The 20,955-nt window shown below is 63.3% G+C and carries 17 protein-coding genes and 1 riboswitch; of the genes, 14 read left to right on the top strand and 3 right to left on the bottom strand.

Annotated features, from left to right (window positions below):
- Positions 1 to 80 precede the first annotated feature (80 nt).
- Complete coding sequence (locus JAB6_RS26930; RefSeq protein ID WP_070305813.1) at positions 81 to 2,888, bottom strand: valine--tRNA ligase; 2,808 nt, start codon at positions 2,886 to 2,888, stop codon at positions 81 to 83.
- A gap of 248 nt (positions 2,889 to 3,136) precedes the next feature.
- On the opposite strand from JAB6_RS26930, the gene JAB6_RS26925 reads away from it, so the two are divergent.
- Together JAB6_RS26925 and JAB6_RS26920 are read left to right on the top strand one after the other, a co-directional pair.
- Entirely contained in the window at positions 3,137 to 5,443 is a 2,307-nt protein-coding gene (locus tag JAB6_RS26925) for an ankyrin repeat domain-containing protein (protein ID WP_175444622.1), read from the top strand.
- 468 nt (positions 5,444 to 5,911) lie between these two features.
- The gene (locus JAB6_RS26920; protein WP_070305809.1) at positions 5,912 to 6,976 is read left to right on the top strand and encodes a porin; all 1,065 of its coding nucleotides are present in this window, start codon (positions 5,912 to 5,914) and stop codon (positions 6,974 to 6,976) included.
- Positions 6,977 to 6,985: 9 nt separating this feature from the next.
- On the opposite strand, the gene JAB6_RS26915 is transcribed toward JAB6_RS26920, so the two are convergent.
- Entirely contained in the window at positions 6,986 to 9,070 is a 2,085-nt protein-coding gene (locus tag JAB6_RS26915) for a bifunctional diguanylate cyclase/phosphodiesterase (protein WP_070305807.1), read from the bottom strand.
- Between the two features lie 235 nt (positions 9,071 to 9,305).
- Between JAB6_RS26915 and JAB6_RS26910 the strand changes: the two genes are divergently transcribed.
- From JAB6_RS26910 to JAB6_RS29175, 12 genes are all read left to right on the top strand, one after another.
- The gene (locus JAB6_RS26910) at positions 9,306 to 10,046 is read left to right on the top strand and encodes a Crp/Fnr family transcriptional regulator (RefSeq protein WP_070305805.1); all 741 of its coding nucleotides are present in this window, start codon (positions 9,306 to 9,308) and stop codon (positions 10,044 to 10,046) included.
- A gap of 45 nt (positions 10,047 to 10,091) precedes the next feature.
- Positions 10,092 to 11,996, top strand: coding sequence for an ATP-binding protein (locus JAB6_RS26905; RefSeq protein ID WP_254671813.1), 1,905 nt, complete (start codon positions 10,092 to 10,094; stop codon positions 11,994 to 11,996).
- Positions 11,997 to 12,024: 28 nt separating this feature from the next.
- Positions 12,025 to 12,831: a response regulator gene (locus JAB6_RS26900; protein ID WP_034749183.1), complete on the top strand. Its 807-nt coding sequence runs from the start codon at positions 12,025 to 12,027 to the stop codon at positions 12,829 to 12,831.
- A gap of 38 nt (positions 12,832 to 12,869) precedes the next feature.
- Positions 12,870 to 13,127 (top strand): hypothetical protein, encoded by a 258-nt coding sequence (locus JAB6_RS26895; protein ID WP_034749180.1) that lies wholly within the window; start codon positions 12,870 to 12,872, stop codon positions 13,125 to 13,127.
- Positions 13,128 to 13,210: 83 nt separating this feature from the next.
- A riboswitch (TPP riboswitch) is annotated at positions 13,211 to 13,326 on the top strand.
- Between the two features lie 79 nt (positions 13,327 to 13,405).
- A complete protein-coding gene (thiC, locus tag JAB6_RS26890; RefSeq protein WP_070305803.1) occupies positions 13,406 to 15,319 on the top strand; it encodes a phosphomethylpyrimidine synthase ThiC in 1,914 nt (637 codons plus the stop codon).
- An 11-nt stretch (positions 15,320 to 15,330) separates the two neighbouring features.
- Complete coding sequence (thiS, locus tag JAB6_RS26885; RefSeq protein ID WP_070305801.1) at positions 15,331 to 15,543, top strand: sulfur carrier protein ThiS; 213 nt, start codon at positions 15,331 to 15,333, stop codon at positions 15,541 to 15,543.
- Positions 15,544 to 15,558: 15 nt separating this feature from the next.
- Positions 15,559 to 16,350, top strand: a complete 792-nt coding sequence (locus tag JAB6_RS26880) for a thiazole synthase (protein WP_070305799.1) — start codon at positions 15,559 to 15,561, stop codon at positions 16,348 to 16,350.
- An 8-nt stretch (positions 16,351 to 16,358) separates the two neighbouring features.
- Complete coding sequence (locus tag JAB6_RS26875; protein WP_070305840.1) at positions 16,359 to 17,114, top strand: hydroxymethylpyrimidine/phosphomethylpyrimidine kinase; 756 nt, start codon at positions 16,359 to 16,361, stop codon at positions 17,112 to 17,114.
- A gap of 10 nt (positions 17,115 to 17,124) precedes the next feature.
- Positions 17,125 to 17,736: a thiamine phosphate synthase gene (gene thiE, locus JAB6_RS26870; RefSeq protein ID WP_070305797.1), complete on the top strand. Its 612-nt coding sequence runs from the start codon at positions 17,125 to 17,127 to the stop codon at positions 17,734 to 17,736.
- Positions 17,737 to 17,814: 78 nt separating this feature from the next.
- Positions 17,815 to 18,447 (top strand): ANTAR domain-containing response regulator, encoded by a 633-nt coding sequence (locus JAB6_RS26865; RefSeq protein WP_034749164.1) that lies wholly within the window; start codon positions 17,815 to 17,817, stop codon positions 18,445 to 18,447.
- A gap of 86 nt (positions 18,448 to 18,533) precedes the next feature.
- A complete protein-coding gene (locus JAB6_RS26860; RefSeq protein ID WP_034749160.1) occupies positions 18,534 to 19,640 on the top strand; it encodes an S-(hydroxymethyl)glutathione dehydrogenase/class III alcohol dehydrogenase in 1,107 nt (368 codons plus the stop codon).
- Between the two features lie 184 nt (positions 19,641 to 19,824).
- Complete coding sequence (locus JAB6_RS29175; protein ID WP_139143511.1) at positions 19,825 to 20,679, top strand: hypothetical protein; 855 nt, start codon at positions 19,825 to 19,827, stop codon at positions 20,677 to 20,679.
- Here JAB6_RS29175 and JAB6_RS26850 read toward each other — a convergent pair.
- Positions 20,676 to 20,951 (bottom strand): hypothetical protein, encoded by a 276-nt coding sequence (locus JAB6_RS26850; RefSeq protein ID WP_070305793.1) that lies wholly within the window; start codon positions 20,949 to 20,951, stop codon positions 20,676 to 20,678. The two genes, JAB6_RS29175 and JAB6_RS26850, sit on opposite strands and share 4 nt — an antisense overlap.
- Positions 20,952 to 20,955: the final 4 nt, after the last annotated feature.

Here is a 20,955-nt window from a genome sequence, read left to right as displayed (position 1 = left end):
CGAACAGTTATATACCAAGGCAAGACCAGCAGTGCTGCGCGGCGTCACGAATGACGCCGCGCAATCCTTCCAAACTTGCCTTATGCGCTGGCTAGTTTAGCAAACTGTTCGCGCAGTTTTTCAATTGTCGCCGAAAAACTGAGCAAGCGCTCGTTTTCTTGCGCAACGATGGCGGCAGGGGCGCGCGCGACAAAGCTTTCATTGCCCAATTTGCTGTTGACTTTGGCAATTTCCGCTTCGACGCGGGCGATTTCCTTGCCCAGACGCTCGCGTTCGGCAGCCACGTCGATTTCCACTTTCAGCATCAGCTTGGTGGTGCCGACGATGGCGACGGCCGCTGGCGAGTCCGGCAGCGCATCGACGATCTGCACGTCGGCCAGCTTGCCCAGCGACTGGATGTACGGTGCGTACGACGCCAGTGCTTCTTTCTCGCTGGCATTGCCCGCTTCGACGATCAGCGGCACGCGTACGGAAGGCGAGATCTGCATTTCGCCGCGCAGGTTGCGTGTCGCGTCCGTCAAGGCTTTCAGCTGCTGCATCCACGCTTCGGCCGACTCGTCGATCTTGTCGGTGTTGGCGATCGGGTACGGCTGCATCATGATGGAGTCACCCTCAGCTTTGAGCGTTTTGCCAGCCAATGGCGCCACCGTCTGCCACAGGGCTTCCGTGACGAATGGGATGATCGGATGGGCCAGGCGCAGCACCACTTCCAGTACGCGCAGCAGGGTGTGGCGGGTGGCGCGCTGCTGGCCTTCCGTTCCTTGCTGAACTTGCACCTTGGCCACTTCCAGGTACCAGTCGCAATACTCGTCCCACACGAATTTGTAGATGGTGGCGGCGATATTGTCGAAACGGAAGTCTTCAAAGCCCTTGGCCACGTCCAGTTCCGCCTTTTGCAGCAGCGAGATGATCCACTTGTCCGCTTGCGACAGGTCGGCGTCGTTTGCGGTGCAGTCCTTGCCTTCCGTATTCATCATGACGAAACGGGTGGCGTTCCACATCTTGTTGCAGAAGTTGCGGTAGCCTTCGCAGCGGCCCAGGTCGAAATTGATGTTGCGGCCCAGCGAAGCGTAGCTGGCCATGGTGAAGCGTACGGCGTCCGTGCCGTAGGCCGAAATGCCTTCCGGGAATTCCTTGCGCGTGGCCTTGGTGATCTTTTCCGCGTCGCGCGGGTTCATCAGGCCCGTCGTGCGCTTGACGATCAGGTTTTCCAGGTCGATGCCGTCGATCAGGTCGATCGGGTCCAGCGTGTTGCCTTTCGACTTCGACATTTTCTGCCCCGTCGAATCGCGCACGAGACCGTGCACATAGACGGTTTCAAACGGCACCTTGCCCGTGAAGTGCGCCGTCATCATGACCATGCGCGCGACCCAGAAGAAGATGATGTCGAAACCGGTGACCAGCACGGACGATGGCAGGAAGGCCTTCATGTCCGGCGTTTCTTCCGGCCAACCCATGGTCGAGAACGGCACCAGGGCCGACGAGAACCACGTGTCGAGCACGTCGTCGTCGCGTTTCAAGGGGCCCGTGCTGCCGGCGGCTTGCGCCTTGGCGATGGCTTCCGCTTCCGTCTTGGCGACAAAAATATTGCCCTTGTCGTCGTACCACGCCGGGATTTGATGGCCCCACCACAGCTGGCGCGAGATGCACCAGTCCTGGATGTTGTTGAGCCACTGGTTGTAGGTGGTGCTCCAGTTTTCCGGCACGAACTTGATTTCGCCATTGGCTACTTTATCGAGCGCCGTTTCGGCGATCGATTTGCCTGGGAAGAACGTGCCTTCCGGTGCTGGTTTGCTCATGGCGACAAACCACTGGTCTGTCAGCATCGGCTCGATGACAACGCCCGTGCGGTCGCCGCGCGGCACCATCAGTTTGTGCGGCTTGACTTGCTCCAGCAAGCCTTGCGTGTCGAGGTCGGCGACGATCTGCTTGCGCGCGGCAAAGCGGTCCATGCCGCGGTAGGCTTCCGGCGCGTCATCGGTGATCTTCGCGTCCAGCGTCAAAATGACGATCTGCGCCAGTTTATGGCGCTGGCCCACGGCGTAATCGTTCATGTCGTGCGCCGGGGTGATCTTGACACAGCCCGTGCCGAATTCCTTGTCGACGTATTCGTCGGCGATGATGGGGATTTCGCGGTCCGTCAACGGCAGTTTGAGCATCTTGCCCACCAGCGGCAGGTAGCGCTCGTCCGTCGGATCGACGGCCACGGCCACGTCGCCCAGCATGGTTTCAGGACGGGTGGTGGCCACCGTCAGGAAGCCGCTGCCATCGGCCAGCGGGTACTTGATGTACCACATGGAGCCGTCTTCTTCCTCGGACACCACTTCCAGGTCGGACACCGCCGTGCCCAGCACGGGGTCCCAGTTGACCAGGCGCTTGCCGCGGTAGATCAGGCCTTGCTCGAACAGGCGCACGAAGACGTCGGTGACGACTTTCGAGCGCGGCTCGTCCATCGTGAAGTATTCGCGCTGCCAGTCGGCCGAAGCGCCCAGGCGGCGCATCTGGCCGGTGATGATGGAACCGGATTTTTCTTTCCATTCCCACACTTTTTCCACGAATTTCTCGCGGCCCAGGTCATGGCGCGAAATCTTTTGCGCGTCCAGCTGGCGCTGCACGACGATTTGCGTGGCAATGCCCGCGTGGTCGGTGCCGGGAATCCAGGCTGTGTTGTGGCCCAGCATGCGGTGGTAGCGTGTCAGGCCATCCATGATGGTCTGGTTGAACGCATGGCCCATGTGCAGGGTGCCGGTGACGTTCGGCGGCGGCAACTGGATGCTGAAGGAAGGTTTTCCGGCATCGAGGGTGGCGGTGAAGTAACCGCGCTGTTCCCACTCGGTGCGCCAGAATTGTTCAATGTCGGCGGGCTCGAAAGACTTGGCTAATTCCATGATTTGGCGTGTGATTGGCAAAAGGAACCATTATAAGGGGTGCATAAAGCATGCGCAGCAAATAGCGGGCCTGGATGGCCCGAAAAGCCGCGCACGATTGCGCAATATTGCTTCATTGTATTTTTTCTAAGCTATCATCTTTGCAACATTATTTGAAAGCTTAGGCAATCATGAAAAAATTGTGGCAATTGGCCGTGCTCGGCGCTGGATGGGCTGCCGGAGGCGCGTGCGCCGGCGTTCCGGAGGGGATGGCGGCTCTGCAGGATGGACGCTGCAGCAAGGCCGTTGCGCAATTGCGCGGACCGGCGCAAGGTGGCCATGTCGAGGCGCAAAAAGTCCTCGCCGATATCTACATGGGCGAGAAAGGATGCCGGGACGTGGAGCGCAGCGAGGTCGAAGCGGAGCGCTGGTATCTGCTGGCGGCCAAGGGCGGCGATCGCGCCGCGCAGGAGGCGCTGGTTTTCATGTATGCATACGCGCCGGGCCGCATGCTCAATCCATCGCGCGCGCGGCCCTGGTTGGGCGTCATGGCCGCGCAGGGTGAGGGCAAGCCGCTGCAGGACCTGGCACAAATGTATGAGCGGGGCGAAGGCGGGCCGGTCGACAGGGTGCTGTCGTATGCACTTAACCTGCTGGCGCTGCAAGACAAGGAGTGGAGCGGTGCGGCCGCGATGGAGAAGTCCCTGCCGGCGCGCCGTGACAGGATGTCGCCGGACCAGGTCGACGAGGCCGTGCGCCTGGCCGGCCTTTGGCAGCGCGGCGCGCCCCTGCCGGCGGCGTCGCAGACGGGACAGCGTTCGCCGCAGGATTGGTACCGCCGCGCCGCCGAGGGTGGCGACATGGAAGCCGCTTACCAGCTGGGTTTGCTGTGCTGGAAAGGCACGGGCGGCCTGGATGAAAAGCAGGCTGCCCGCTGGCTGCGCAAGGCCGCCGAAAGCGGCATTGCCAAGGCCCAGCTGCAGCTGGCCGTGCTGTATGGCGAGGAGGCGGGCGTGCCGCAGGACTATGTGCTCGCTTCCATGCTGAGCCAGTTGGCGGCGGCGGGCGGCGCGGCGGACGCCGGCGACGCCGTGGCCCGCTGGACAAAGAAACTGAATGCGGCGCAACAGGCCGAGGCGCAGCAGCTGGCGCGGGCATGGAAAGTGGGCATGCCGTTGCCGCAGGTCTCGGTGCATGGCATGGAACGCTTGATCAATTATGTGCGCGAGGCACGCAACAAGCTGCCGCCGACGCCAGAGGTGACGGCGCTGTTCAAGGCTGCCAAAGAGGGCGACGAAGCTGCCTTTGGCAAGCTGCTGGCCGGCGTCGCCGAGCCGGGCGCCTATGCGCTCGACAGGAGTCCCTTGCTGAACTATTTGATTTCGCCTCCATCGAGCATGTACAAAGCCGAAGCGGCATGGCTGAATGCGCAAACCCGGCAGGACGACGATCAGCAGCGACTGGCGCAGGCGCCGCTGCAGGCGCGCCGCCAGGCGCTGCGTGAGCAGTACGCCGCGCTGTTGCCCGCCAAGCTGCGCATGATGACGCTGCTGTTGCAACGCGGCGTGCCGCTCGGCGAAGGCGATACGCTTTACCACGCCGCACCGCTGCATCTGGCTGCCCTGTACGGCAATGCCGCAATGGTGCGCCTGTTGCTGGCGCATGGCGCCGATGTGCGGCAATACGGCGGCGAAAACCACACGCAGGCGCCGCTGGAATACGCCTTGCAGCAGGAGGATGCGGGCATCTTGCCGGAATTGATCGACGCGAAAGAACGTACGGCCAGCATGATCGCCATGCTCGACGCAGGCGCGGGCCGGCCCTATTTGCTGGTAGACCAGTACCTGGCAGAGAAAAAGGCCAAGAAAGGCGGGGCTGCGCAGCCAGCGGAACGGCCGCTGGCCGATTCTTTGCTATGGGGGCCCTTGCTGCGCCTGACGCGCGGCACCGAAGTGCTCGATAAAATGCTGGCCACCGGCACCACGCCAAATACTGATGAGCAGGAAAAGTCGCTGTACGCCTATGCCGCCGAAGCGGGCAACGCCGGCGCGCTGGACTGGCTCAAGCAGCGCGTGCCCCGGCATGACGCGAAGGGAAATGACCGCTGGCTCGACGCTGCGATGCGCGCCATGTACAACTACCAGCCGGCGTCCGAGGACGTGCTGCGCCAACTGGTGGTGCCCGGCATGCCATGGCAGCAAGTCGGACCCGCCGCCGAAGTTTCTTACAAGGGACAGCAGGCGGCGCTCGATTCGCGGCGTCTGGAAAAGGAGACGCTGCTGTGGCATGCGGTGCGCAGCCAGCGGCACGACTGGGTCGCCCGCCTGGCCGCGATGGGCGCGCCCATCGTCACCGGCGGTTATCTGCCGCCCTTGCTGGCGGCCGTCGAAAATGGCGACGCGGCGATGGTCAAGCTGTTGCTGAGCCTGGGCGCCGATCCGCTGGGCGGCGAGTTCCCCGTGTTGAAGATGGCGCGGGACCGGGAATCGACGCCGGAAAATAAAGCGGTGCTGAGCTTGCTGAAGGCGGCCGCCGCGGCGCGCAAGCCTGCGGCAGTCGCACCGTTGCTGCAATAGCATTTGCCTGGTCGGCATGCGTCATCTTGCCCGGCGACAACGCCGTGTTTTGGCGGCCTGGCGAGTCGTTTTCCTGCAACAGAACGGGGGGTAGAGGCGCTGCCGATGCTATAATGCCGGCCTCGGTGCCTCCTGCCCCATCCTTGCGGACGGCGCCAGCAGACGCGGTTGTATCAACGTTTCATATCCAACACTCGTCCGCGTCTCAGGGCCAGCGCATCTGCGATGCCAGCCACTTTCAGCGCGTCCCCTTCGGGCCGGGCGCCTGAGCCACGCGCACCGCCAGCGGTGCACCATTCACGGCGGAATCAACGCGGCTCATTGCACGCCGCTGCCGCCACAGCTTAGCCAGGAATCTTGCTGCCTGGTCCGTCGTCTTTCGATACGGCACTCCCCAGCGCGCCTTGGCGCCTGTGGCCGCGCCATGGCCGCGCGCTTTCCTGGTTTCGCTTATACAAGGAAACCCGCATGAAAAAAATCTCGATCACCGTCGGCCTCGTTTCGACCATCGCCACCCTGGGCGCCTTGCCTGCCGCCCACGCCCAGTCGTCAGTTGATCCGTCTTCAGTCACCATGTATGGATTGATGGACGCCGGCCTGGTGCAGGAAGGCGGCATCAGCAAGCTCACCAGCGGCATATCGGCCGGCTCGCGCCTGGGCTTGCGCGGCACCGAGTCCCTGGGTAATGGCTTGCAAGCCGTGTTCACGCTGGAAGCGGGTGTCCTGAGCGACACGGGCCGCTCCGACCAGGCGGGGCAATTGTTCGGCCGCCAGGCTTTCGTCGGCATCGACAGCCCGCTGGGCATGCTGACCGTGGGGCGCCAGTACAACCTGCAAAGCCAGGCGCTGACCGACGTGGCCGACCCGTTCGAAGGCGGCTTTGCCGGCGCGGCAACCAACCTGGCCGGCTATTCGGCCACGCGCATCGACAATACCGTGCGCTACACCTCGCCTGAAATGCGCGGCGTGACGGCCACCGTCATGTACGGCTTTGGCGAACACACGGGTGTGGCGGCCGACCAGCGCTCGCTGGGCCTGGCCCTCGGCTATGTCAACGGTCCCTTGACCTTGCGCCTGGCGCGCCAGAGCCGTGCCGGCGAGCCGGGCAAGGCCGACGTGAACAACACGATTTTGGCCGGTAACTACAACTTCGGCGTGGCCACCGCGTTTGCCGGTTATGGCCGCAACACGGGCGACGGCAGCACCATGTTCTTCGGGGAAAACCCGTATGGCGCGGCGCAGGCGCCGGCCCAGTCGACGGACAGCCGCGACGCCATCGTCGGCGTATCCGTGCCGCTCGGCGCGACGACCTTGCTGGCTTCGTACGTGCACAAGGATGACCGCGACGCCGCCAACCGCGATGCGCGGCAGCTGGCCATCGGCGCCACGTATGCCTTGTCCAAGCGCAGCAAAGTGTATGTTGCTTACGCGCACATCCGCAACCGCAACGACGCCGCCTACATGGTGGGCAATGCCACGGAAGTGGGCACGGGCAACCGCGCCTTCAACGTCGGCCTGCGCCACGCGTTTTAAACCTTTGCGCTAAGCGGGCAGCATGCTGCCTTCGAGCAGCAGTGTCTCGAAGGCGGCGGCGGCCAGCGGGCGGCTGAACAGGTAGCCCTGCATCTGGTCGCAGCCGTGCCGGCGCAGGAAGGCCAGCTGCTGTTCCGTTTCCACGCCTTCCGCGATGACTTTCAGGCGCAGGCTGTGCGCCAGCGAAATGATGGCGTGCACGATGGCCGCGTCGTCCATGCTGTGCGTGATGTCGCTGACGAAGGTTTTGTCGATTTTCAGCACGTCGATGGGGAAGTGGCGCAGGTAGGCCAGGCTGGAATAGCCGGTGCCGAAGTCGTCGATCGACAGTTGCACGCCCAGCGCCTTCAGCTTGGCCATGATGGCCGTGGCTTGCTCCACGTCATGCATGACCATGCTTTCCGTCAATTCCAATTCGAGGTGGGCCGCGGCGAGTCCCGTGTCCGCCAGCACCTGCGCCACCGCGTGCAGCAAATTCTTTTGCTTGAATTGCCGCGCCGACAGGTTGACGGCCAGGCGCAGCGGGCCATGGCCGGCCAGTTGCCACGCGCGCGCCTGGGCGCATGCCGTGCGCAGCACCCAGTCGCCGATGGGGGTGATCAAGCCCATTTCCTCAGCCAGTCCGATGAAGCTGGCAGGGGGAACACGCCCCAGCTGCGGATGTTGCCAGCGCAGCAGCGCTTCCATGCCGACCACGGCGCCGCTGGCCAGGTCCAGCTGGGGCTGGTATTCGAGGTGGAACTGCCCCCGTTCCAGGGCGTGGCGCAACTCGCTCTCCAGTTCCAGCCGCTCCAGGGTGCCCGCATTCATGCTCGAGGCATAGAACTGCCAGTGGCCGCGTCCCTGTTCCTTGGCGCGGTACATGGCGATGTCGGCATGCTTGATCAGGGTGTCGGCATTTTGGCCATCGTCGGGATACACGGCCACGCCCATGCAGCAGCTGAGAAAAAATTCATATTCGCCCAGTTGCAGCGGCTGCGCCACGGCATCCTGGATGCGCTGCAGGATGGCGGCGCCCGGTTCGCCATTACCATGCTGGGGCAGCAGCAGCACGAATTCGTCGCCGCCCAGGCGCGCCACCGTGTCGACTTCGCGCGTGGCGTCGCGCAGGCGCTCGGCCACGTTTTTCAGCACCAGGTCGCCCGCGTCGTGGCCCAGGGTATCGTTGACGAATTTAAAGCGGTCGAGGTCGATGAAGACCACCCACAGGGGCTGGCCGCTGCGCCGTGTCACGGCCATCGCCTGTTCCAGCCGTTCGCGCAGCAGGGCACGGTTGGCCAGGCCCGTCAGGATATCGTGCCTGGCCTGGAATTCCAGTTCCTGTTCGAAACGCATGACGCTGCTGATGTCGTATTGCGCCACGACAAAGTGGCTGACGGGGCCATCGCCATCGTCGCGCACGGGCGCGACGAACAGCTCGCTCCAGTAGCAGCTGCCATCCTTGCGGAAATTGCGCACGATAGCCTTGCCTTCGCGCTGTTCGCGCAGGGCCGCCGTAATGGCGTGCATGTCTTGCCGCCCTTGTTCCGGCCCCTGCAAGTCTTCCAGGCGCTGGCCGATGACTTCGCCGGCCGCATAGCCGGTGATGCGTTCGAAGGCGGGGTTGACGTACTCGATCAGGTAGCCGGGCGCGTCGGCGCTGCACAGGATGATGGCGTTGGCCGACACTTCGATGATGCGTTCGCGCAGCCGTAGCGACTTTTCATTGTGCATGCGCGCGGCGATGTCTTCGGACAGGCGCAAATTGGCGAACTGCAGCGCCGCCGTGCGTTCGCCCGTGATGCGGGCAATCACGGAATTGCGCGAGACCAGCTGATACACGTATGCGGCCGCCAGCAGGCTCGACAGCATTCCACCGAGCAGCACGTACAGCGAACCGCGATGGCTGGCGTCCAGGCCCATGCCTTTGGCCGGCAGCAGGGCGGCGCCCAAGGTGTGGCCGCTGGCGTGGTACTGCAGCAGCAACCGGGCGCTCTCCGCCTCGATCTGGCGCGCCGAGGCGTAGCACAGGGCCGTCAGGCACAGTCCGAACGCCAGCGTGAGCAGGGCCGAGGTGGAAACGGAAATGGAGATGCGTTTGAAGAATGATTGCATGGTGGTCCCGTGGCAGCGCCGGTGCCGATCCATGATCAGGCAGGCCGGGCAGTGACTGACTGTAGGGGGCGCGACGAAATGCCGTCCGTTCGCTACCGAACGGACGGCAATGCCGACAAGAAATATAGTCGGGTCACTGTGCCAGCGCTGTGTTACGCTGCACCACATGGCGCCCCTCGTTCGGACGCCTTTCATCGATCCCCTAGCTGACGACTGGAAAACAGGAAACCTGCCCATGTCGAGTCCGCATGCCCAGCTGCACAACCCGAATCAAAACCATTTGCTCGCCGCCATGCTCGACGCTGATTTCGCGCGCCTGGCCCCTCACCTGGAGCAAGTGCCGATGCTGCTCGGTGACGTGATCTACGATTCGGGCGACAAGCTGCAGCATGTGTATTTCCCCACCACGGCCATCGTTTCCATTCACTACCTGCTGGAAAACGGCGGCTCGTCGGAAATTGCCGGCGTCGGCAATGAGGGTGTCGTGGGCGTGTCGCTGTTCATGGGCGGCAATTCGACGCCGAGCCGCGCCGTCGTGCAGACGGGCGGCGTCGGCTACCGGCTGAAGGCGCATTTGCTGATGGAGGAATTCGACCGCGCCGGTCCCGTCATGCGCTTGCTGCTGCGCTATACGCAAGCGCTGATCACGCAAATGTCGCAGACGGCCGTGTGCAACCGCCACCATACGGTGGAACAGCAGCTGTGCCGCTGGCTGCTGCTGACCATGGACCGCCTGCCGAACCGCGAGTTGACGATGACACAGGAGTTGATTGCCAACATGCTGGGCGTGCGCCGCGAAGGCGTGACGGAAGCGGCCGGGCGTTTGCAGACGCGGGGCTTCATCAGCTACCGACGTGGCCATATTTCCGTGCTGGACCGCGCCGGTCTCGAAGGCCATGTGTGCGAATGCTATGGCGTGGTGAAGAAGGAATTCACGCGCCTGCTGTCGGATGTGCGCCAGCGCCAGACGCGCTGAACACCGCATCTTCTCTTTTATCGTTGTCACAGTCCGGGCTACCCCATGCAATCTGTTGAAAACATTCCCCCGCGCGCACCATCGCGCTGGCCCATGGCGCTGGCGTTTTCGTTCAGTGCCATCGTGCTGCTGGCCATCGGCCTGCTGGCCTGGCGCGCGCCGTTTGAAACGGCCTGCGTCATCGACGCGCTGGTCTTCTTGCTGCTGATGCTGCTCGTGGCGCTGTACCGCCGCACCCTGGCGGCCAGCCTGCCGCGCCAGCTGCTCAAGGCGGGCGCCTTGCAGGATGCGATTTTCAACAGCGCCAATTTCTCGTGCATCGCCACCGATGCGCAGGGCGTGATCCAGATTTTCAACGTGGGCGCCGAACGCATGCTGGGCTATGCGGCGAGCGACGTGGTCGACAAGCTGACGCCGGCCGGTATTTCTGATGCGCAGGAAATCGTTGCGCGCGCCGCCGCCCTCAGTGCCGAACTCGACACCGTCATCACGCCTGGCGTGGAAGCGCTCGTGTTCAAGGCCACGCGCGGCATCGAAGACATCTATGAACTGACCTACATCCGCAAGGATGGCAGCCGTTTCCCCGCCATCGTCTCCGTGACGGCCTTGCGCGATGCGCAAAGCAAGGTCATCGGTTACTTGCTGATCGGCACGGACAACACGGCTCGCAAGCAGGTCGAGGCGGAACAGGCCTTGCTGGACCAGCGCCTGCAGGAGCAGCAGGCGTACACGCGCTCGCTGGTCGAGACCAACAATGCGGAGTTGAAGAAGGCGCGCCAGGTGGCGGAAAAGGCCAACCGCGCCAAGTCCGAATTTCTGTCGAGCATGAGCCACGAATTGCGCACGCCGCTGAATGCCGTGCTGGGCTTTGCGCAGCTGATGGCCTCCGACGTGCCGCCGCCCACCGTGCCGCAGCAGCGCTCGATCGAACAAATCCTCAAGGGTGGCTGGTATCTGCTGCGCCTGATCAATGAAATCCTCGACCTGGCCATGATCGAATCGGGCAAGGTCACCTTGTCGCAGGAAGCGATGTCGCTGCTCGACGTGCTGCAGGATTGCCAGGCGATGATCGCGCCGCAGGCGGAAAAGCGCGGCATCCGCATGCATTTCCCCCGCTGCGGCCAGGCATTTTATGTGCATGCGGACCGCACGCGCGTGAAACAGGTGATGGTCAACCTGCTGTCGAACGCCATCAAGTACAACCAGGGCGGCGGCGCCGTCACCGTCGAATGCAGCCGGCATGGCGAGCGTGTGCGCGTGAGCGTGCGCGACAGCGGCGCCGGTCTCGATGCGGGCCAGGTGGCCCAGCTGTTCCAGCCCTTCAACCGCCTGGGCCAGGAAAACAGCACGGAGGAGGGTACGGGCATCGGCCTCGTCGTCACCAAGCAACTGGTCGAATTGATGGGCGGCACCATTGGCGTCGACAGCACGGTCGGCGTGGGCACCACGTTCTGGTTCGAGCTGGCCGCCAGCAGCGCGCCGGCACTGGTGCTGGGCGACGGCGACGCGCTGCCGCAGGTGCAGGAGCCGCAGGAAAGCCAGCGCACCTTGCTGTACGTGGAAGACAATCCCGCCAACCTGGCGCTGGTGGAGCAATTGATCGCCCGCCGCAGCGATTTGAAGCTGCTGACCGCCATCGATGCGCACCTGGGCATCGACCTGGCGCGCACGTATCAGCCGGACGTCATCTTGATGGACATCAACCTGCCCGGCATCAGCGGTTTCGGCGCCCTGCATATCCTGCACGACGACCCGCTGACGAGCCATATTCCCGTGATGGCCCTGTCGGCCAACGCCGTGCCGCGCGACATCGAGAAGGGCCTGGAAGCGGGCTTCTTCCGCTACCTGACCAAGCCGATCAAGGTCGTCGAATTCATGGATGCGCTCGACGTGGCCCTGCACCATGCGGCCGCGCACGGCCTGGCCGACGACATTCACGCAGTACGCTAATTCAGCATTTATTTTTAGGAATACCGCCATGCTTCAAGCCACCGAGATCCTGAACGCCAGCATCCTCATCGTCGATGACCAGGAGGCCAATGTCATGCTGCTGGAACAGGTGCTGCGCAATGCCGGTTATACGCGCATCACGTCCACCATGGACCCGCAAGCCGTGCGCGCGCTGCACCAGCAGCACCGCTACGACCTGATCCTGCTCGACTTGCAGATGCCGGAAATGGATGGCTTCGAGGTCATGGAAGGCTTGCGCGACATCGAGGCGGGCAGCTATCTGCCCGTGCTGGTGATCACGGCCCAGCCCGGCCACAAGCTGCGCGCGCTGCAAGCGGGCGCCAAGGACTTCGTCAGCAAGCCGTTCGACCTGGTGGAAGTCAAGACGCGCATCCACAACATGCTCGAAGTGCGCCTGCTGTACCAGAAGCTGGCCGAATACAACAAGTCGCTCGAGCAGATGGTGGAAGAGCGCACGGCGGAGCTGCGCGAAAGCGAAGCGCGCTTCCAGCGCTTCACGGAACTGTCGTCCGACTGGTACTGGGAACAGGATGCGCAGGGAAACCTGACGCGCTTTTCCGGTCCCGTGGCTGAAATGCTGGGCATCGGCAGCGAGCAAGAGCCGCAGCGCTGGAATGCCACCGAGCGCGCCTTGCTCGACGCAAAAATTGCCGCGCGCGAACCGTTTCTCGATTTCATCTACAGCCGCGCCAATCTCGACGGCAGCACGCAGTACCTGCAAGTGAGCGGCGAACCGATGTTCGACAATGGCAGCCGCTTCATCGGCTACCGCGGCATCGGCCTCGATGTCACGGAGCGCCATCGCATTGCCTGATTTATACTGGGTGCTATCGATACTGACCAGGAAAAATCATGACTGACAAATCAACGCCGCAATACTGGTTCCCCGCCAAGACCTATGGCTGGGGCTGGGGCTTGCCCATCACGTGGCAGGGCTGGCTGGTGTTCCTGGCCGCGCTGGCGCTGTTCGCCTGCGGCGCTTTCCTGTTCCCGCCGCAGACCATGCTCGTGGGCTACATCGTCTATGAAGTGGCCATCGTTGCCGTGCTCATTTTCATCTGCCAGCTGAAGGGTGAACCGACCAGCTGGCGCTGGGGTAAGAAGAAGTAGAGCGATGTACAAAGACGACACCTGCAAGAAATCATCTGGCCGCGCGGCGTGAACCGCGTATAATTGGCTCGCTGCCGCAAGGCGGCAAACGCTAGGGGTCCTGCCTTTCGCTGTGGAAACACAGTGCAAGCGCGGGTGAGAAATACCCTCCGAACCTGATCTGGATAATGCCAGCGAAGGGAAGCTTTAGGATGAACGCACCCCGCTTTTCCGCGTGCGCGCAGCCGAACCTCCTTAGCTGGCTCCAGGCTTAAAAATAGTCTAGCCAAGGAGCCAAAATGAACGCCAACCCGAAATTCCTCTCCGCCACCGCCACGGTCGACGAAGCCGCCATCGCGCCACTGCCCAATTCGCGCAAGATCTATGTTGAAGGCAGCCGCCCCGACATCCGCGTGCCCATGCGCGAGATCAGCCAGTCCGACACGGAAGCGTCGTTCGGCGGCGAAAAGAACCCGCCGATCTACGTCTACGACACTTCCGGCCCGTACACGGACCCGGACGTGCAGATCGACATCCGCTCGGGCCTCGACACGCCGCGCCTGCCGTGGATCGTCGAACGTGCCGATACGGAAGAATTGCCGGGCCCGACCTCCGACTACGGCATCGCCCGCCTGGCGGACCCGAAGCTGGCCGAGCTGCGTTTCAACCTGCACCGCAAGCCGCGCCGCGCCATCGCCGGCAAGAACGTGACGCAAATGCACTACGCGCGCCAGGGCATCATCACGCCGGAAATGGAATTCGTGGCCATCCGCGAAAACATGCGCCGCCAGGAATATTTGCGTGAGCTGAAAGCGTCCGGTCCCATGGGCGAGCGCCTAGCCGACCTGATGGGCCGCCAGCATCCGGGCCAGTCGTTTGGCGCCAGCATCCCGGCCGAGATCACGCCGGAATTCGTGCGCGAGGAAATTGCCCGCGGCCGCGCCATCATCCCCGCCAACATCAACCATCCGGAAGTCGAGCCGATGATTATCGGCCGCAATTTCCTCGTGAAAATCAACGCGAATATTGGCAACTCGGCCGTCACCTCGTCGATCGGCGAGGAAGTGGAAAAGATGACCTGGGCCATCCGCTGGGGCGGCGATAACGTGATGGATCTGTCGACCGGCAAGCACATCCACGAGACGCGCGAATGGATCGTGCGCAACAGCCCCGTGCCGATCGGCACCGTGCCCATCTACCAGGCACTGGAAAAGGTCAATGGCAAGGCCGAAGATTTAACTTGGGAAATCTTCCGCGACACCCTGATCGAGCAGGCCGAGCAGGGCGTCGATTACTTCACCATCCACGCGGGCGTGCTGCTGCGCTATGTGCCGATGACAGCCAAGCGCCTGACGGGCATCGTCTCGCGCGGCGGCTCCATCATGGCGAAATGGTGTCTGGCACACCACCAGGAATCATTCCTGTACACGCATTTCGAAGAGATTTGCGAAATCATGAAAGCGTACGACGTGTCGTTCTCGCTGGGCGACGGCTTGCGTCCCGGCTCCATCTACGATGCCAACGACGAGGCGCAGCTGGGCGAACTGAAAACCCTGGGTGAGCTGACGCAAGTCGCCTGGAAGCACGACGTGCAAGTGATGATCGAGGGGCCTGGCCACGTACCGATGCAGCTGATCAAGGAAAACATGGACTTGCAGCTGGAACAGTGCGGCGAAGCGCCGTTCTATACCTTGGGGCCATTGACGACCGATATCGCGCCCGGCTACGACCACATCACGTCCGGCATTGGCGCTGCCATGATCGGCTGGTATGGCACGGCCATGTTGTGCTACGTGACGCCGAAGGAACACCTGGGCCTGCCCAACAAGGCGGACGTCAAGGACGGCATCATCACGTACAAGATTGCGGCGCACGCGGCCGACCTGGCCAAGGGCCATCCGGGCGTGCAAATCCGCGACAACGCGCTGTCGAAAGCCCGCTTTGAATTCCGCTGGGATGACCAGTTCAACATCGGCCTGGACCCGGACAAGGCGCGTGAATTCCACGATGAAACCCTGCCCAAGGATTCGGCCAAGGTGGCGCATTTCTGCTCCATGTGCGGCCCCCATTTCTGCTCGATGAAGATCACGCAGGAAGTGCGCGAATACGCGGCCGGCATGGGCATCGCGGAAGACAAGGCGCTCAAGCAGGGCATGGAAATCAAGGCCATCGAATTCATCAAGAACGGCGCCGAGCTGTACCGCAAAGTCTGAGGGAGAGCGTGATGCCTGCATTCATCAACATCACGCTCAACGGCGCACCGCACCAGGTGCCGCCGGGGCAAACCCTGGACCAACTGATCGCCGCGCTGTCGCTGGAAAACCAGGCGCTGGCGCTGGCCGTCAACCGCAATGTCGTGCCGCGCAAGGCGTGGCAGGGGCAGGTCTTGCAAACCCAGGATCAAGTGGAAATAGTCCGCGCCATCGGCGGCGGCTGAACTAAGGAAAAAGCAATGAACAGTAATAACAACGACCTGCTGACCATCGCAGGCAAACAGTATCAATCGCGCTTGCTGGTCGGTAGCGGCAAGTACAAGGATTTACCGCAGACGCGCGAAGCGACGGATGCGGCCGAGGCGCAGATCATCACGGTGGCGATCCGGCGCGTGAATATCGGGCAGGACCCGAACGCGCCCAGCCTGCTCGATGTCGTGCCGCCGGACCAGTACACGATTTTGCCGAACACGGCCGGCTGCTACAACGCCAAGGACGCTGTCTACACCCTGCAACTGGCGCGCGAGCTTCTGGGCGGACGCAATCTGGTGAAACTCGAAGTGCTCGGTGACGAGAAGACCCTGTTCCCGCACATGCCGGAAACCTTGATCGCGGCCGAGGCGCTGGTCAAGGATGGCTTTGACGTGATGGTCTACTGCAGCGACGACCCGATCCAGGCGAAGATTCTGGAAGATATCGGCTGCGTGGCCGTCATGCCGCTCGCGTCCCTGATCGGCTCGGGCATGGGCATTTTGAATCCGTGGAATTTGTCGCTGATCATCGACCAGGCGAAAGTGCCCGTGCTCGTCGATGCCGGCGTGGGTACGGCGTCGGATGCGGCCATTGCCATGGAACTCGGCTGCGATGGCGTGCTGATGAATACGGCCATTGCCGGAGCGCGCGACCCCGTGCGCATGGCGCACGCGATGAAGCTGGCCGTGCGGGCCGGACGCGAAGCGTTTCTGGCGGGACGCATGCCCCGTAAATTTGCCGCGTCGCCATCGTCGCCGATGGCGGGCCGCCTGGCGTGACGATGCCGATGCGCCACACTGTGCTCGTGTTTTCCGGTCTTGATCCGTCGGGCGGCGCCGGCATCGCCGCCGATATCGTGGCCATTGCGGCGCAGGGCGCGCATGCCTTGCCCGTCATCACGGCCTTGACGGTGCAGGACAACGACAGGGTCTTTGGCGTCGAGCCGGTGGCGCCGGAATTGCTGCGCCGCCAGGCGCAGGCGCTGATCGACAAGATCAGCATCGATGCCGTGAAGATCGGCATTCCCGGCAGCGCCGCGAATGCGGCCGTCATCGCGCAACTGATCGCGCAATTGCGGCTGATTCGGCCGGACTTGCCTGTCGTGCTCGACCCCGTGCTGGCCAGCGGCCATGGCGACGTGCTCAGCCGGGGCGATGCCGTGCTGGCGCTGGTGCCCTTGCTGCCGGTGACGACCGTCATCGTACCGAACGGGCCGGAAGCGCTGGCCCTCGGTGGCGCAGACAATTTACTTGCGCAAGGCTGCCGGAACGTGCTGGTGACGGGCGGCCATGGCGAAGGCGAGGTGATCGTCAACCGCTGGTTTGACGCCGATGGCAGGGAGCACGCGTGGCGCTGGCCGCGCTTGCCCGGCGAATTTCACGGCAGCGGCTGCACTTTGGCGTCCGCCATCGCGGCGCGCCTGGCGCAAGGCGTGCCGATGCAAGAGGCGCTCGATGGCGCACAATGCTATTGCCATGCGGCCCTGGCTGGCGCGTATGCGATTGCGCCAGGCCAGCTGATGCCGCAACGATTCATTCAATAAGGGAAATATCATGCGTGGACTGTATCTGGTCACCCCGAACTGGGACGACACCGACCGCCTGCTCGACGTGAGCGAGCAAGCCTTGCAGGAAGGCGTGGCCTTCCTGCAATACCGCCACAAGAGCGCGGAAGCGGATCAGCGGCGCGAGCAGGCGGGCGCCTTGCTGGACCTGGCCCGCAAGTATGGCGTGCCTTTCATCATCAACGACTTCATCGAGCTGTGCGAAGAGCTCGACGCGGACGGCGTGCACGTGGGCGGCACGGATGCGTCCGTGGCACAGGTGCGCACGCGCCTGGGCAAGGACAAGATCGTCGGCGCTTCCTGCTATGGCGACATGGCATTGGCACGAACGGCGGAGGCGGGCGGCGCCAGCTATGTGGCCTTCGGCGGCTTTTATCCATCGCTGGTGAAAAAGTATCCGGTCACGACACCGCTCGACATCGTGCTGCAGGCGAAACGCGAGATCGCCTTGCCTTGCGTGGTGATCGGCGGCATGACGCCGGAGAACGCCGCTCCGCTGGCCGCGCGCGGTGCCGACATGGTGGCGGCGATCAGCAGTGTCTACCAGGCGGACGATGTGGATATTGCGGTGCAGCAATTCAATCAATTGTTTGCGGCATGAACAGTGGCGTGCAAGGCTGGTTTGGGCGAATAATCGGCATATAATAAGAACATCATTCATTACCGAGGTCCCCCACCCATGAGCCAGCCAGCCGCCGCGAAACGCCTTATCCTGATCGTTGACGATGACCAGCTCCTGTTGGAGTTCCTCGGCGAAGTCCTGCGCCATGCCGGCTACGAAACAGCCTTGGCCCATTCGGCCGAAGTGGCGCTGCAGCTGATCGCCCAGCGCGAGCCGGACTTGGCCTTGCTCGACATCCACATGCCGGGCATGTCCGGCCTGGAACTGGCCAAGCGCCTGCATGGCGAGACGGCTGTGCCGTTCATGTTCCTGTCCGGCAGCGGCGACAGCGAGTCGGGCAAGCAGGCGGCGGCCTACGGCGCCGTCGGCTATGTGGTGAAACCCGTCGACGAAGGCCGCTTGATGCCCGCGTTCGAAGCGGGCCTGGCGCGCGCGGACGAAATCCGCCAGCTGCGCCGCACCGAACTGAACCTGAACGCGGCGCTGGCCGCCGGCCGCGAAACGAGCCTGGCAGTCGGTTTGCTGATGGGCAAGTTCCAGACGGACCGCAACACGGCTTTCGAAGTGCTGCGCGACCATGCCCGTTCCAGCCGCCGCAAGATCAATGAAATCGCCAGCCAGCTGCTGCTGGCCGAGGAAACCCTGAACGGCTTGCATGGGGCGTTCTTGAACCGCGCGAAAACCAAGTAAGCGTTTTACTGGCGCCTGCTTTGCTATGATGTGGCGATACGGCGCCTTGGCGCGCCCGGTTCAACCATACACAGCACAGGACACACATGAAAACCAAAGCAGCGATTGCATGGAAGGCCGGCGCGCCTTTGACCATCGAAGAAGTCGACCTGGCCGGCCCGCGCGAGGGTGAGGTACTGGTCGAGATCAAGGCCACGGGCATTTGCCATACCGATTACTACACCCTGTCGGGCGCCGATCCGGAAGGCATCTTCCCGTCCATCCTGGGCCATGAAGGCGCCGGCATCGTCGTCGACGTGGGCCCGGGCGTGAAAAGCCTGAAAAAAGATGACCACGTCATTCCCCTGTACACGCCGGAATGCCGCCAGTGCAAATTCTGCCTGTCGCAAAAAACCAACTTGTGCCAGTCGATCCGCTCGACCCAGGGCCGCGGCCTGATGCCGGACGCCACCTCGCGCTTTTCCATCGACGGCAAGCCCATCTTCCATTACATGGGCACGTCCACGTTCTCCAACTACATCGTCGTGCCGGAAATCGCTCTGGCGAAGATCCGCGAAGACGCGCCATTCGACAAGGTCTGCTACATCGGCTGCGGCGTCACCACCGGCGTGGGTGCCGTGCTGTTCACGGCCAAGGTCGAGGCGGGCGCTAACGTGGTCGTGTTCGGCCTGGGCGGCATCGGCTTGAATGTGATCCAGGCAGCCAAGATGGTCGGCGCGGACAAGATCATCGGCGTCGACATCAACCCGGCCCGTCAGGCCATCGCGCGCAAGTTCGGCATGACGCATTTCGTCAACGCCAATGAGGTGGAAAACGTCGTCGACACGATCGTGCAGCTGACGGACGGCGGCGCCGACTATTCGTTTGAATGCATCGGCAACACCACCACCATGCGCCAGTCGCTCGAGTGCTGCCACAAGGGCTGGGGCCAGTCCATCATCATCGGCGTGGCGGCGGCCGGCCAGGAAATTTCCACCCGTCCATTCCAGCTGGTGACGGGACGCGTGTGGAAAGGTTCCGCCTTCGGTGGCGCACGGGGACGCACGGACGTACCGAAGATCGTCGACTGGTATATGGAAGGCAAGCTCAACATCGACGATTTGATCACGCACCGCCTGAAGCTCGACGACATCAACCAGGGCTTCGACCTGATGAAGAGCGGCGAATCGATCCGCTCCGTCGTCTTGTACTAATGTAAATACGCCGTACCACGGCGTTTTTGCGGAGGCTGCGGCCTCCGTTTTTTTTGCCCGGCCTCCATCCATCGTCCGTGTCTGCCATCCAGGCCGGTCTTTTTGCAGCCTGTCGCACCGCGCTGGAGCCGTGCTCCATCCGCCGCTAAAGTCAATGCTCCACTACTTTTGCGACGAGGCAGCCATGTCCACTTCCTACCGTTTGATCCTCAGCCTGGCCGGTATCCTGCTTGGCGGCAGTGCGCTGGCTGTGCAGCCGCCGCAGCCGCCCACGCCGCCTGTCCCGCCGGCCGCACCCAGCGTGCAGGTCAGCCGTTCGATCGACAGGGGCGAAAGCTATGCGCTCGTCGATGGCGCCACGGATAGCGAGGGCGTCATCGTCGTCGACAGCGATATTCATTCGCAGCAGGTGGAAAAGCTCAAGCGCTCGATCAATGGACCGTTCCTGTGGTTCCGCGACCAGGGGCAGGCCTATGTGCTGCAGGATGCGGCCTTGCTGGGCAAGGTGCGCACGGCATGGCAGCCTTCGAAACAGCTCGGCAAGGAGATGAGCGCGCTCGGCGATCAAATGGGCGCGCATGGCAAGGCCATGGGCGAAATGGGCCGCAAGATGGGTGCCCGCAGCCTGGAAAAAGGCAGCGCGCGCGAGTCGGAACAGCTGCGCGCGCTGGGCCGCCAGCAGCAGGAGCTGGGCCGCAAGCTCGGTGACGCCTCGCGCCGCCAGGCGCTGGCGACGAGCGACACGGCGCGCCGCGCGGCCGAGCGCGACGTGGAACACCTGCAGCAGCAGATGGAAGATGCGCAGGAAGAGATGGAAGAGATCAACGACCGCATCGCCGACGTGCACGAGCGCGAGGCCGAGAAAGTGGAGCAGATGTCGCGCCAGATGGAGCAGCGCAGCAAGCCGATGGAAGCGCTGGGCAAGCAAATGGGCGACCTGGGCCGCCAGCAGGAAAAAGTCGTCAAGATCGCCGACAAGACCACGCGCCAGGTAATCGCCCAGGCGCTCAGCGAAGGCAAGGCGAAGCTGGTGCGCTAAGCAAGATTCCAGGTGGCGGCCACGGCGCGGTATTGCGCCGGCAACTGCTTCCTGGCGTCGTCCTCGCTGGCATACACGTCATCCTGCACCGTTTCCCACTGCGCATCGCAGCTGAAACGGTAGACGCGCGCTTCGTCTGCGTAGCGGCACACGGCCAGGCCGTGGATGGCGGTGGGGGCGCCACCATGCTCGTTGGTGATGTGGCCGAAGGGCAGGTCGGACCAGGCCCAGGCCAGTACGCGGGCGCCGTCGAGGTGGGTCGGTGGTGTCATGGGA

It is taken from the genome of Janthinobacterium sp. HH104, assembly GCF_001758715.1.
Taxonomy (GTDB): Bacteria; Pseudomonadota; Gammaproteobacteria; order Burkholderiales; family Burkholderiaceae_D; genus Janthinobacterium; species Janthinobacterium aestuarii.
The sequence above is the reverse complement of the archived record's forward strand: the minus strand, read 5'-3'. Positions and strand labels throughout refer to the sequence as shown.